Annotated in this window: 11 protein-coding genes; 5 read left to right on the top strand and 6 right to left on the bottom strand. The window is 64.3% G+C overall.

Features of this window, described 5'->3' with window-relative positions; all coding sequences use genetic code 11:
• The first annotated feature begins 95 nt into the window (after positions 1-95).
• The 5 genes from ABE459_RS10610 (at position 96) to ABE459_RS10590 (ending at position 4,790) form a co-directional block, all read left to right on the top strand.
• Entirely contained in the window at positions 96-422 is a 327-nt protein-coding gene (locus ABE459_RS10610) for a hypothetical protein (RefSeq protein ID WP_125462187.1), read from the top strand.
• Positions 423-522: 100 nt separating this feature from the next.
• Positions 523-2,202: an ATPase, T2SS/T4P/T4SS family gene (locus ABE459_RS10605; RefSeq protein ID WP_323830014.1), complete on the top strand. Its 1,680-nt coding sequence runs from the start codon at positions 523-525 to the stop codon at positions 2,200-2,202.
• A gap of 93 nt (positions 2,203-2,295) precedes the next feature.
• Positions 2,296-2,610: a DUF2388 domain-containing protein gene (locus tag ABE459_RS10600; RefSeq protein WP_125462185.1), complete on the top strand. Its 315-nt coding sequence runs from the start codon at positions 2,296-2,298 to the stop codon at positions 2,608-2,610.
• A gap of 367 nt (positions 2,611-2,977) precedes the next feature.
• On the top strand, positions 2,978-4,381 hold the full coding sequence (locus ABE459_RS10595; protein ID WP_323830012.1) for a PAAR domain-containing protein: 1,404 nt from the start codon (positions 2,978-2,980) through the stop codon (positions 4,379-4,381).
• A gap of 7 nt (positions 4,382-4,388) precedes the next feature.
• A complete protein-coding gene (locus ABE459_RS10590; RefSeq protein WP_258705501.1) occupies positions 4,389-4,790 on the top strand; it encodes a hypothetical protein in 402 nt (133 codons plus the stop codon).
• Between the two features lie 98 nt (positions 4,791-4,888).
• On the opposite strand, the gene gcvP is transcribed toward ABE459_RS10590, so the two are convergent.
• The 6 genes from gcvP to ABE459_RS10560 form a co-directional block, all read right to left on the bottom strand.
• A complete protein-coding gene (gene gcvP, locus ABE459_RS10585; protein ID WP_323830009.1) occupies positions 4,889-7,762 on the bottom strand; it encodes an aminomethyl-transferring glycine dehydrogenase in 2,874 nt (957 codons plus the stop codon).
• A gap of 198 nt (positions 7,763-7,960) precedes the next feature.
• Positions 7,961-8,344: a glycine cleavage system protein GcvH gene (gene gcvH / locus ABE459_RS10580; RefSeq protein ID WP_125462181.1), complete on the bottom strand. Its 384-nt coding sequence runs from the start codon at positions 8,342-8,344 to the stop codon at positions 7,961-7,963.
• Positions 8,345-8,393: 49 nt separating this feature from the next.
• Positions 8,394-9,476 (bottom strand): glycine cleavage system aminomethyltransferase GcvT, encoded by a 1,083-nt coding sequence (gcvT, locus tag ABE459_RS10575; RefSeq protein WP_323830007.1) that lies wholly within the window; start codon positions 9,474-9,476, stop codon positions 8,394-8,396.
• Positions 9,477-9,600: 124 nt separating this feature from the next.
• Positions 9,601-11,223: an iron ABC transporter permease gene (locus tag ABE459_RS10570; protein WP_323830004.1), complete on the bottom strand. Its 1,623-nt coding sequence runs from the start codon at positions 11,221-11,223 to the stop codon at positions 9,601-9,603.
• 161 nt (positions 11,224-11,384) lie between these two features.
• Entirely contained in the window at positions 11,385-12,386 is a 1,002-nt protein-coding gene (locus ABE459_RS10565) for an extracellular solute-binding protein (protein ID WP_125462178.1), read from the bottom strand.
• A gap of 206 nt (positions 12,387-12,592) precedes the next feature.
• Positions 12,593-13,810 (bottom strand): 2-octaprenyl-3-methyl-6-methoxy-1,4-benzoquinol hydroxylase, encoded by a 1,218-nt coding sequence (locus ABE459_RS10560; protein WP_323830001.1) that lies wholly within the window; start codon positions 13,808-13,810, stop codon positions 12,593-12,595.
• Positions 13,811-13,819 lie beyond the last annotated feature (9 nt).

Genomic DNA, 13,819 nt, shown 5'->3' with positions numbered 1-13,819 from the left:
TTAACTAATTCGTCAAAATCGTAAATGGCCGAATCATAGCGAAAATATGCCCCGCCGAACGTGCAAGAATTTCTGCACTTTCGCGGAGACCCAGCATGAACGCACTCGAACGCCCCCTCACTTCGCCCCGCACCGACGCCTGGGCCGCCACGGCCGCGCACAGCACCGTGCACTACCACCTGCAGGCCGAAGCCGAGCCGGACACCCTGTGCCGAGTGCTGAACCTGTTCGCGCTGCAATTTCTCACCCCGCACAGCGTGCAGGTGAGCCAGTGCGACGACCTGCTCGACGTGCAGATCGGTATCGGCGGCCTGAGCTGGCACCGCGCCGAAGTGATCGCGCAAAAATTGCGCAACCTGGTCTGCGTTGCCGACGTCAGCCTGCACAACCTGCCGCGCCTGGCGCACGCGGCAGTCAGCTGAAGGCCGCCGGCGGCAAGATCCGGAAATCCTTTGCCGCACCGCGGGTGGGCCGCCCGGGCTAGCCTTTCCGGGCCTTCGATCACCTGGCCAGGACGCCGCCATGCTCGCCAAGGATAGCCATGACCTCGACCTCAACCGCCTGCTCGACGCCCTGCTGGCCGAGCAGCGGATCACCGCCAGCGATGCCCTGCAAGCACTCGAACGGGCAAGGTCCCACCCCGCCGACCATCCCCTGGAACTGATTGCCGGCCTGGCCCTGCCAGACCCACTGCACCCAGGCCAGGCCCTCGGGCTGGATAGCCTCTGCCGCTGGCTGGCGCATCAGGCTGGCCAGCCGTTCCTGCACATCGACCCGCTACAGATCGACCTGGCGCGCCTCGGCAACCTGGTCTCTGCGGCATTCGCCCAGCGCCACGGCATCCTTGCGGTGGCCATGGATGACAGCAGCATTACCGTGGCCAGCGCCCAGCCCTACCAGCGCGAGTGGGAAGCCGACCTTGCCCTGAGCCTTGGCAAGCAGGTACGCCGGGTGCTGGCCAGCCCCAGGCAACTGCGCCAGCTGGCGACGACCTTCTACGACCTGGCCCACTCGGTGCACGGTGCCGGGCAGCAGCAGTCGCCGCGCCTGGGCGAACTGGAGCAACTGCTGGAGCTGGGCGCCAGCCATGCTCAAGCCAGTGCCGACGACGCCCACATCGTGCACATCGTCGACTGGATGCTGCAGTACGCCATCGAACAAGGCGCCAGCGACATCCACCTGGAGCCGCGCCAGGCGCAAGGCCACCTGCGCCTGCGCATCGACGGCCTGCTGCACGCGGTCTACGCCTTCCCGGCGGCGGTTGCGCTGGCCATGGTCAGCCGCCTGAAACACCTGGGGCGGATGAACGTGGCGGAGAAACGCCGGCCCCAGGATGGCCGGCTTAAAAGCCGTCTACCGGGTGGGGAGGACATCGAGTTGCGGCTCTCCACCCTGCCCACGCCGTTCGGCGAGAAGCTGGTGCTGCGCCTGTTCGACCCCCGGCAACGGCATGACACCCTCGAACGCCTGGGGCTGGGTGGCTCGCTACTGCAGCAGTGGCAGGCGCTGTTGCAACAGCGCCAGGGCATCCTGCTGGTCACCGGGCCCACAGGCTCGGGCAAGACCAGTACGCTGTATGCCAGCCTCAGGCACCTGGCCACACCCCAGGTGAACCTGTGCAGCATCGAGGACCCCATCGAACGCCTGGAGCCCGCCATCAATCAGTTGCAGGTCCAGCCGGGCCTGGACCTGAACTTTGCCGACGGCGTGCGCGCCCTGCTGCGCCAGGACCCGGACATCATCATGATCGGTGAGATCCGTGACCCCGAGACCGCGCAGGTGGCCGTGCAAGCGGCGCTGACCGGGCACCTGGTGCTGTCCACCCTGCACACCAACGATGCCTGCGCTGCCATTACCCGCCTGCAGGAACTGGGTGTGGCCGACTACCTGATCAAGGCCACGCTGATCGGCGTTCTGGCCCAGCGCCTGGTGCGCACACTGTGCCCGGCCTGCCGCGACAGCGCCCAGCAGGAGCAGCCCTGCCGCCAGTGCCGGGGCAGCGGTTTCCAGGGCCGCACAGGGTTGTTCGAATTGCTCAGGGTCAGCGCCAGCCTGCGTGAACGGATCACCCCGGGCGCCGACCTGGCCGCCCTGCGCCAGCAGGCACAGGCCGACGGCCTGCGTGACCTGCAACGCTGCGGCCAGGACCGCGTCGAGCAGGGCCTGACCACCCTGGAGGAGGTGCTGCGGGTCTGTGGGTAAGTGATAAATCCCCTGTGTGAACGGGAACTTGGCCTGGGCAGGCATGATCCAACGGGCATCTCAAACAGCCCTCATAGACCGAGGTGATTCATCATGCGTTTCAAAACAGCCATCGCAGCCACCGTCCTGTTCGCGCTGCCCATTGGCTCCGCCATGGCCGACACGTTCTGGCGTAACGTCATCTCCTCGGGTGCCACCACTGCCTCGACCTACCTGACCTTCAAGGACCATAAGCTGATCGTCGCCGCCCAGGATGACGCCGGCAGCTTCGTTGCCAGTGACGGTGCGATTCGCGGGCCGTTCCTGGAAGCTGCCATCAACCAGGTTCGCGCCGACAACCCAGGCGTGCAGGCCAGCGACATGGAACTGGCCAACGCCATCCTGGCCAAGAATGCTGTAGCCGAGTAATCCAGAGAACTGCTTTGTAGCCCAATCGCCGGCAAGCCGGCTCCCACTCCGACCGCATCAGCCCAGGCCATGGGCAAACCTTGTGGGAGCTGGCTTGCCAGCGATGAGGCCAGTACAAGCAACACAAAATTGCTGCTTCCACAGGGCGGGGCAATTTCAGCGATACGCCTCCACCGGCACACACGAACAGAACGGGTTCCGGTCCCCATACAAAGCTCAATTGCCGCTTCGAGGCGCCCTATTTCCATACGGCAGAGCCATACAAATCGTCAAATGCCGTAGGACCTTTCTCTAACTCTCCTGAGCAGAAAAAAGACAGTTTCCAGGCTGCTAGCGTCCGGGCTTCCACTCACAAGGAAGCAGCAGCATGAGCCAGCGCATGAACATCTTCGGTAAAGGCCAAGGCCTGGACGGCGATCTCACCAGTACTGATGCCACCTGTATCGCTGGCCAGGCTCGCGGTACTTTCCATGGCCGCCGCTGGCTACTCGAGGGTGACCGTACCACGCCATGTCCGCGGTGCGGCAAGCAAGGCACGATCGTCGATGGCGAGTCACGCTGGCTTCAGGATGGCATCCCCGTCGCTGTAGATGGCACCCCCGTAAAATGCGGGTGCCCAGCAGGTAGCAACTACGTCTTGGCTCCAATGAACCAGCAAGTCGCGGCACTGGCGAATTCGGCACACCTGCCCACCTCCGATAGCTTGCGTCGCAACGCTCCACCCCAGCCACAGGCCTTTGCTCGCGCCACATCGCCCATGGCTTCGGCAGCCCCCGGCGGCCTTGAACCTGGGTTTCACATAGTGCAACGCAGCACCTCGTTCCCTCAGTTGCTCATGCGCCTGTTCGAGGTGCGCGGCTCGCTGCCAGTCGCCCGCTTGCAACGGCTGAACCCCACCTTCGCTCAAGGCTTCAAGGCCGGTGAAATCTTCGTCATCGGCGACCCGGACAATATCCATGCCTGCACCCGCGAAGAGGCCGAGTTGATGGCCGCAGCACAGAGGGCACGGGAGGCGCTGACTGAAATGAACGCCGAGGAGGCGGATTTCATGATGCGTCACCAGAGCGATATTGCAGGGCTGCTCGCAGATGCAAGCTTATCGATGGGCGTTGTCCAGACGATGATGGCCAGATCACTTGAGGAATTGCAGGGCACACTGCGCGGCATAGAGCATTTGCATCAGCAACAATTCACGAAGCACGGCCACCTGAAAAGCCCTGAGTTCTTCAGTGCGCGCAAGGAGCTCTTCCGAAAACTGGATACACAGTTAAAAATCACCTTTCTCAACAAGCATATGGACCTTGGCAGCCATGACTCCTTGCGTAGGGACCTTGGTATATCAAGCAGAAGCCTGGTCCATCACTGGAGCAAGGCCGGCGGGCCGGGACAAATTCCGGGTTATTCAACCCACTTGGACAAATTGGCAAAAATGTCCAACTACCTGAAGTATGGAGGGAGCGTAGGGATTATCTTTGGTGGTTCTTCATCGCTTTTGAAAATCCAAGAAGCATGCCGGGCCGGCGAAACGGCAGCCTGTAAAAAAATTCGTTTCACTGAGTCTGGAAGTTTTGCAGGGGGCCTTGCTGGCGGTACGGCTGGCGGCATTTTCGCAAACGCTGTAGCCGGGGCGTGCCTTAGCCTTGGCCCGGTCAGTGCGACTGTCTGCGTCATAGCCGTAACTGGCGCAGCAGTCTTGGTAGGGAGCGTGGGCGGAATGACGGCGGGAGAAATCACCGGCGATGTCCTGTTTGAATCCCTGTACTCGGAGTGACTACAACATGAGCCTACTTGTTGAATTAGCGTCATCCTCGAAATCCTGGAAACTCTTCATTGCCCTTACCCCGTGGGTGATCCTGCTAATAGGACTTTTTATCATTGCTCGCCTGGCATGGACCAAAAATCTGAACATCATGCTCTCGGCCTTGAAAAGCAGTGATTGGCTAAGGCTTCAAAGCGCTTTATGGTGCATGTTCGGGGCTTGGGGGAAATTAATGATAACCGGCACCATCGCAGGCTTATTGCATTGGCCGACCAAACAAATGCATATCCGCCTTGGAAAAATAAAAAAGGAAGAAATAGACAACTTCCCAAAATCTCTGAAATACCAACTTTTCATCGGCGAACTCCTCATGGCTGCCGGCGCACTACTATGCGCCATCACTTATCATGCCTATTCATAAACACGACAAATCACCGAGCGACGGCCAGCAGCAAACCGCCCGGGTGAGCGGATCGCTCTCCTGGAGGGCTCGCTGCCTATTTACAGGGCACAGTTCCTTTATCGATACGCCTCCACCGGCACACACGAACAGAACAGATTCCGGTCCCCATACACGTTGTCGACCCGGTTCACCGCCGGCCAGTATTTATGCTGGCGCGCGTGAGCGCTGGGGGCGATGCCCTGTTCGATGCTGTAGGGCCGGTTCCACGGCGCCAGCACGTCGGCCAGGGTGTGCGGGGCATGCTTGAGCGGGTTGTCCTCGGCCGGCCAGTTGCCGTCCTGCACCTGCGCGATCTCGGCGCGGATCGCCAGCATCGCTTCGACAAAACGGTCCAGCTCGGCCTTCGACTCACTCTCGGTAGGTTCAACCATCAGCGTGCCCGGCACTGGGAACGACATGGTCGGGGCATGGAAGCCATAGTCCATCAGGCGCTTGGCCACGTCCTCCTCGCTGATGCCGGTCAGCGCCTTGAGCGGGCGCAAATCGAGGATGCACTCGTGGGCCACCCGCTGGTTGCGCCCGCTGTAGAGCACCGGGAAGGCATCGCGCAACTGGCTCACCAGGTAGTTGGCTGACAGGATCGCCACCTCGCTGGCATCGGCCAGCTGTGGCCCCATCATGGCGATGTACATCCAACTGATCGGCAGGATGCTTGCGCTGCCCCACGGCGCGGCACTCACCGCCGTGTTGTTCGGGTCCAGCCCAGGCACCGGCACAACCGGGTGGCTGGCAACGAACGGCTTGAGGTGCGCCCGGATGCCGATCGGCCCCATGCCCGGGCCACCGCCGCCATGGGGGATACAGAAGGTCTTGTGCAGGTTCATGTGCGAGACGTCGGCGCCGATGTCGGCCGGGCGCGCCAGCCCCACCTGGGCGTTGAGGTTGGCGCCATCCATGTACACCTGGCCGCCGTGCTGATGGATCACCTCGCAGATCTCGCGGATGCCCTCCTCGTACACGCCATGGGTCGAGGGGTAGGTGATCATCAGGCAGGAAAGCCGTTCGCCGGCGGCCTGGGCCTTGGCCTTGAGGTCGTCGAGGTCGACGTTGCCCTGCTCGTCGCACTCGACGATCACCACCTCCATGCCGGCCATCTGCGCCGACGCCGGGTTGGTGCCGTGGGCCGAGGACGGAATCAGGCACAGGGTGCGCTTGGGCTGGTGGCGGCTCTGGTGATAGCGGGTGATCGCCATCAGCCCCGCGTACTCGCCCTGGGCGCCGGAGTTGGGCTGCATGCAGATGGCGTCGAAACCGGTGATGGCACACAACCAGCTTTCCAGCTCATCGATCATCGCCTTGTAGCCCTGCACCTGGGCGGCCGGGGCGAACGGGTGCGGCAGGGCGAACTCGGGCCAGGTGATCGGGATCATCTCGCTGGTGGCGTTGAGCTTCATGGTGCAGGAGCCCAGCGGAATCATCGACTGGTTGAGCGCCAGGTCCTTGTTCTCCAGCTGCTTGAGGTAGCGCAGCATCTCGGTTTCGCTGTGGTGCAGGTTGAACACCGGGTGCTGCAGGATCGGCGTGCGCCGCACCAGGGCGCCGGGGATGCCCTCGGGCAGGGCTTGCTGGTCCAGGGTGGCGATGTCCAGGCCGTGGTCGACGCCAAGGAAGATGTCGAACAGCTTGAGCACCGTGGCTTCGTCGCAGGTTTCGTCCAGGCTCAGGCCCAGATGCCCACGGCCAAGGATGCGCAGGTTGATGCGGGCAGCCTCGGCGCTTTCGATGATCGCCGCCTGGGTGCCGCCGACGTCCAGCGTGAGGGTGTCGAAGAAGTGCTGGTTGAGGCGCTTGATGCCTTTGCTTTGAAGCCCGGCGGCAAGAATGAAGGTCAGCCGGTGCACCCGCTGGGCGATGCGCTGCAGGCCTTCGGGGCCGTGGTAGACGGCGTAGCAGCTGGCAATGTTGGCCAGCAGCACCTGCGCGGTGCAGATGTTGGAGTTGGCCTTCTCGCGGCGGATGTGCTGCTCGCGGGTTTGCAGGGCCATGCGCAGCGCAGTGTTGCCGCGGGCATCGCGGGACACCCCGATGATGCGCCCGGGCATCGCCCGCTTGTAGTCGTCACGGCAGGCAAAATAGGCCGCGTGTGGGCCACCGAAACCCATGGGCACGCCAAACCGCTGGGTAGACCCGAGCACCACGTCGGCGCCCAGCTCGCCGGGCGGGGTGAGCACCACCAGGCTGAGGATATCCGCCGCGACGCAGGCCAGGGCCTGCTGGGCGTGCAACTGGTCGATCAGCGGGCGCAGGTCACGCACTTCGCCGTGGGTGTCGGGGTATTGCAGCAAGGCGCCGAACACCTGGTGGCTGGCGAGGTTATCCACAGAGTCGATGATCAGGTCGAAGCCGAAACCTTCAGCGCGGGTCTTGAGCACCGACAGGGTTTGCGGATGGCAATGCTCGTCGGCGAAGAACGCGTTGCTCTTGCTGCGCGCCACGCGCTTGGCCAGGGCCATGGCCTCGGCGGCGGCAGTGGCCTCGTCCAGCAGCGAGGCGTTGGCCAGGGCCAGGCCGGTGAGGTCGATCACCATCTGCTGGTAGTTCAGCAGCGCTTCCAGGCGCCCCTGGGCGATCTCGGGCTGGTAGGGCGTGTAGGCGGTGTACCAACCCGGGTTCTCCAGCACGTTGCGCAGGATGACGTTGGGGGTGACGGTGGCGTGGTAGCCCATGCCGATCAGGCTGGTCCACAGCTGGTTCTGCGCGGCATAGCCGGCGAGCTTGGCCAGGGCGGCCTGTTCATCGAGGGCCGGCGGCAGGTCGAGCGGGCGGTTGAAGCGGATGCCAGGCGGCACGGTCTGCTCGATCAGTTCGCCGCGGCTGGCGACGCCAAGGGCATCGAGCATGGCCTGCTGCTCCTGGGCATCGGGCCCCAGGTGGCGACTCAGGAATGAGTTGGGTGCTTGCAGTTGATGCAGGGACGGCGACTGGGACATGGCGACGATCTCTTCCTGGACCAGTTCTCATGGAGACTTACAAGTCTAGGAAGGGATCGGCGATGGTGCGGGAAAACTTGTGCTTGCTTGGGGCTGCTGCGCAGCCCTATCGCGACACAAGGCCGCTCCTACAGGAGATTGCGATCCTCTGTAGGAGCGGCCTTGTGTCGCGACAGGGGCGCAAGGCGCCCCAAAGGCTTACTCGCCGATGGCAGCCTTGTAGCCGGCAGCATCCAGCAGCTTGTCCAGCTCGGCCGGGTTACTTGGCTTGAGCTTGAAGATCCAGGATTCGTAGGGTTCTTCGTTGAGCAGCTCCGGGCTGTCGGCCAGCTCTTCGTTGACCGCGATCACTTCGCCGCCGATCGGGGCGTAGATATCGGAGGCTGCTTTCACCGACTCGACCACGCCGGCAGCGTCGCCTGCGGCGAACACCTTGCCGACTTCGGCCAGCTCGACGAACACCACGTCACCCAGGGCTTCCTGGGCATGGTCACTGATACCAACGGTCACTGTGCCGTCGGCTTCCAGGCGGGCCCATTCATGGCTTTCGGCAAAACGCAGGTCGGCGGGGATTTGGCTCATAGTCTTGTATTCCTCGATTGGGTCAGCGGTTGGCCCGCCGTTTAATTAGTCAGATCAGGATCTTGCCGTGGCGCACGAAGGTCGGTTTGACCACCCGCACCGGGTACCACTTGCCGCGGATCTCCACCTCGGCGCGTTCGCCAGTAGCAATGGGCACGCGGGCCAGGGCAATGGACTTGCTCAGCGTAGGAGAGAAACTACCACTGGTGATCTCCCCTTCGCCAATCCCGGACACACGGACCACCTGATGGGCGCGCAGCACGCCGCGCTCCTCCAGCACCAGGCCGACCAATTTTTCCTGCACACCTTGCTCGATTTCCGCCAGCAGGCCGGCCCGGCCGATGAAGTCGCGGCTGGCCGGCTCCCAGGCAACGCTCCAGCCCAGGTTGGAGGTCAGCGGGGTGTGGGCTTCATCGATGTCCTGGCCATAGAGGTTCATGCCGGCCTCCAGGCGCAGGGTGTCGCGGGCACCCAGGCCGCTCGGGGCAATGCCGGCACCGACCAGGTCGTTGAAGAACGCCGGGGCCTGCGCGCCGGGCAGGATGATCTCCAGGCCGTCTTCGCCGGTGTAGCCGGTGCGGGCGATGAACCAGTCACCTTCGGCAACGCCTTCGAACGGGCGCAGCTCGCGGATCAGGGCCGCGCGTGCGGGGCTGAGCAGGGCTGCGACCTTCTCGCGGGCTTGCGGGCCCTGGATGGCGAGGATCGCCAGTTCCGGGCGCAGCTTGAAATTGATGGCGAAACCGGCGCTGTGCGCCTGCAGCCAGGCCTGCACCTTGTCGCGGGTGGACGCGTTGGCCACCAGGCGATAGCCGTCCTCGGTGCGGTAGGCGATCAGGTCGTCGATCACCCCGCCGTCGGCGTTCAGCAGCGGGCTGTAGAGGGCCTTGCCGGGGGTGTCGAGGCGAGTCACGTCATTGGCCAGCAGATGTTGCAGCCAAGGGGTGGCGGCACAGCCATCGATGTCGATGACAGTCATGTGGGAGACATCGAAGACCCCGCAGTCACTGCGCACCTGATGGTGCTCCTCGACTTGCGAGCCGTAATGCAGGGGCATGTCCCAACCGCCAAAATCGACCGTCTTGGCGCCGAGCGCCAGGTGCAGGTCATACAGAGGCGTACGCTGTCCCATGGGTTTCTCCTTCCGGGCGTGGCGAGGCGGCGGCAGTCGGCGATGTTCAGTCATCACCTGTTCTTGTAGGAGCCGCCGCTGCGAATGCCGCGCATTGTAGCCGCAAGCTGTCGGCCTGACACCTTTAGCGCGGTTGCCCCGGACGATGGGCCGAGCGGCGGATCAAACCGATGACCGGCAACAGGCCGACCAGCACCAGGCTCAGCGCCGGCAACGAGGCCCGCGCCCACTCGCCTTCGCTGGTCATCTCGAACACCCGCACGGCCAGGGTGTCCCAGCCGAACGGGCGCATCAGCAGGGTTGCCGGCATTTCCTTGAGCACGTCGACGAACACCAGCAACGCAGCGCTCAGGGCACCCGGCACCAGCAACGGCAGATACACCTTGAAAAACAATCTCGGCCCGCCGACCCCAAGGCTGCGTGAAGCCTCCGGCAGCGACGGGCGGATGCGCTCCAGGCTGCTTTCCAGCGGGCCGTAGGCGACGGCGATGAAGCGCACCAGGTAGGCCAGCAGCAACGCCGACAGGCTGCCCAGCAGCAGCGGCTTGCCCGCCCCACCCAGCCATTGCGAAAACGGAATCACCAATTGATTGTCGAGGTAACTGAACGCCAGCATGATCGACACCGCCAGCACCGAGCCCGGCAAGGCATAGCCCAGGTTCGCCAGGCCGACCCCGGCGCGGATGCCGGTGGTCGGCGCCTGGCGCCGGGCAAAGGCCAGCAGCAAGGCGGCGCAGACGGTGATCAACGCCGCCATACCACCCAGGTAGAGGGTATGCAGCACCAACCCGAGATAACGTTCGTCCAGGTCATGCCGGCCCCGCTGCCAGCACCACACCAGCAGTTGCAGCAGCGGGATGACGAAGGCGCAGGCGAACACCAGCAGGCACCAACTGCTGGCGGCGAACGCCTTGATGCCCCGCAGGTGGTAGAGCGCCTGGCCCCGTGGCCGTTCGTGGCCGCTGCGGCTGGCGCCGCGTGAACGCCGCTCGCCGTACAACACCAGCATCACGGCCAGCAGCAGCAGGCTGGCCAGCTGCGCGGCGCTGGACAGGCTGAAGAAGCCGTACCAGGTCTTGTAGATGGCGGTGGTGAAGGTGTCGAAGTTGAACACCGACACCGCGCCGAAATCGGCCAGTGTCTCCATCAGCGCCAGGGCGATACCCGCACCGATGGCCGGCCGCGCCATGGGCAATGCCACCCGCCAGAACGCCTGCAACGGCGACAACCCCAGCACCCGCGCTGCCTCCATCAAACCCTTGCCCTGGGCCATGAACGCGGTGCGCGCCAGCAGGTAGACGTAGGGGTAGAACACCAGCACCAGCACGGTGATCACTCCGCCGGTGGAGCGTACCCGGGGCAGGCGCATCGGCCCGAAGACTTCGCGCAGAGCACTCTGCACGGGGCCGGCGAAATCCAGCAGCCCAACGAACACGAACGCCAGGACATAGGCCGGGATGGCGAATGGCAGCATCAGCGCCCAATCCAGCCAACGCCGCCCGGGGAATTCGCAGAGACTGGTGAGCCAGGCCAGGCTTACGCCCACCACGGTCACGCCGACACCGACGCCCAGCACCAGGGTCAGGGTGTTGCCCAGCAGGCGGCTCATCTGGGTGTCGAGCAGGTGCGACCAGATCTGCAGGTCGACCGTCTGCCAGGACAGCAGCAGGACGCTCAGCGGCAGCAGGACCAGCGCGGCGATGAGAAAGACCGGGGGGTACCAGCGGCGTTGGGGGGCGTGGGGCAAGGCAGGGATCTCGGTTACGGATTGCGACCGCTGCGCGGTCGTTCGCGGCTAAAGCCGCTCCCACAGGGATCGCGCAAACCTTGCAGGCAGCACAAAACCTGTGGGAGCGGCTTTAGCCGCGAAGGGGGCCTTGAAGGCCCCGCAAGGATAAGCGCTGAAACTCAGTTCCAGCCAGCCCGATCCATCAAGCGAATAGCCTCGGCCTGGCGCTTGCCGGCCACTTCCACCGGAATGCTGTCAGCCTTGAAACTGCCCCAGGCCGCCACTTCTTCCGAAGGCTTTACCTTGGGGTTGGCCGGGAACTCCTGGTTGATGTCGGCGAACAGTTTCTGCGCTTCCTCACCGGTCATCCACTCCACCAGCTTCTTCGCCGCTTCCGGGTGCGGTGCATGCTTGGTCAGGCCAATACCCGACAGGTTGACGTGCACGCCACGGTCGCCCTGGTTGGGCCAGAACAGTTTCACTGGCAGGTCAGGCTTCTCTTTGTGCAGGCGGCCGTAGTAGTAGGTGTTGACGATGCCCACGTCGCACTGGCCGGCGGCGATGGCATTGAGCAGTGCGGTGTCGTCGGAGAACACGTCGGTAGACAGGTTGTTGACCCAGCCTTTGACCAGTTTTTCGGTTTCAGCCTCGCCGTGGTTCTGGATCAGCGTGGCGGTCAGCGACTGGTTGTAGACCTTCTTCGCCGTGCGCAGGCACAGGCGGCCTTCCCACTGCTTGTCGGCCAGTGCTTCGTAGGTGCTCAGCTCCGAGGGTTTCACGCGCTCGGTGGAGTAGACGATGGTCCGCGCACGCAGGCTCAGGCCAGTCCAGTCGTGGGACGAGGCGCGGTATTGCGCGGGGATGTTCTTGTCGATGATGTCCGACTTGATCGGCTGCAGGATGCCCATCTGCTCGGCCTGCCAGAGGTTGCCGGCATCGACGGTGAGCAGCAGGTCGGCCACGCCGTTCTGGCCCTCGGCCTTGATGCGCTGCATCAGCGGCGCTTCCTTGTCGGTGATGAACTTGACCTTGACGCCGGTCTTGGCGGTGTAGGCGTCGAACACCGGCTTGATCAGCTCGTCGATGCGCGAGGAGTACACCACCACTTCGTCCGCCGCCTGGGCGGTGCCGCCGAACAGCGTGAGGGCCAGGGCGGCCAGTAGGGGTTTGCGGGGCAACATGGGGGGCACTCCTCGCTGATATGAGAGGTGCGAATGGTAGTGAATCCCATTTTCTGGCTCACCTGGCGAGCAGTTACCAGATGTTGCAGGGGACTGCTGCGCAGTCCTTTCGCTGGCAAGCCAGCTCCCACAGTGACTTGAGGTGGCACCACCCGTGTGGGAGCCGGCTTGCCGGCGAAAAGGGCCGCAAAGCGGCCCCGGCAATCTCAAGCCCTGGCCAGCTCCGGCAGGTCCCCAGACAACCCCAGCGCCTGACGCACGAACATCGCCTTGGCCTCAGGCATCTGCTCCACCAGCTTCAAGCCACTGTTACGCAACCAGCGCAACGGCAACGGGTTGGCCTGGAACAATCGCTCGAAGCCCTCCATCGCCGCCATCAGCGCCAGGTTGTGCGGCATGCGCCGGCGCTCGTAGCGGCTCAATACCTTCACATCGGCCAGACGCTCGCCACGCTCTGTAGCGCGCACCAGCTCCTCGGCCAGCACCGCGGCATCGAGGAAGCCCAGGTTTACCCCCTGCCCCGCCAGCGGGTGAATGGTGTGGGCGGCATCGCCGATCAACGCCAGGCCCTCCTCCACATAACGCTTGGCATGGCGCTGGCGCAGCGGTACACACACCCGCGGGTCCGCTTCCAGCACCTCGCCCAGACGCCCCTCGAAGGCACGCTCCAGCGCAGTGCAGAACGCCGCGTCGTCCATCGCCATGGCCTGCTCGGCCTGCTCCGGAGTAGTCGACCAGACGATCGAGCACCAGTCCTGCTTGCCATCGCGATCGAGCGGCAGGAAGGCCAGCGGGCCTTCGTCGGTGAAACGCTGCCAGGCCGTGGTGCGGTGCGCTTCGCTGCAACGCACGCTGGTGACGATGGCGTGGTGCAGGTAATCCCACTCGCGGGTTTCGCAACCGGCCAGGCGACGCACCGCCGAATTGGCGCCGTCGGCGGCGATCACCAGCGGCGCTCGCAGTGTGCGGCCATCGGCGAGGGTCAGCAGCCACTCATCGCCGGAGCGGCGCAGCTGCTCCAGGCGAGCGTTGGCCAGCAGGCCGACATCGCTGTCGTGCAGGCGCTCCAGCAGGCCATCCTGGATGACCCGGTTCTCGACAATGTGGCCGAGCACCTGGGCGTGCACGCTGGCCGCCGAGAAGTGGATCTGCCCGGTGCCACTGCCATCCCAGACATGCATGTCCGAGTACGGCGAGACCCGCCGCCGGGCGATGCCGTCCCAGGCGCCAAGGCGCTCAAGGATGCGCTGGCTGGCCGCCGATAGCGCACTGACGCGAGGCTCGAATGGCGCCTGGGCATCGAAAGGCTTGACCGACAGCGGGCCGCCATCGAGCAGGAGGATTTCCAGGCCACTGTGGCGCAGGGCCAGGGCCAGGGCGCTGCCGACCATACCGGCACCGACAATCAAAAGATCTGCGCGCATTTCCATGCC

The organism is Pseudomonas sp. TWI923 (assembly GCF_039673365.1).
Taxonomy (GTDB): domain Bacteria; phylum Pseudomonadota; class Gammaproteobacteria; order Pseudomonadales; family Pseudomonadaceae; genus Aquipseudomonas; species Aquipseudomonas sichuanensis.
This window is presented reverse-complemented; position numbering and strand designations above follow the sequence as displayed.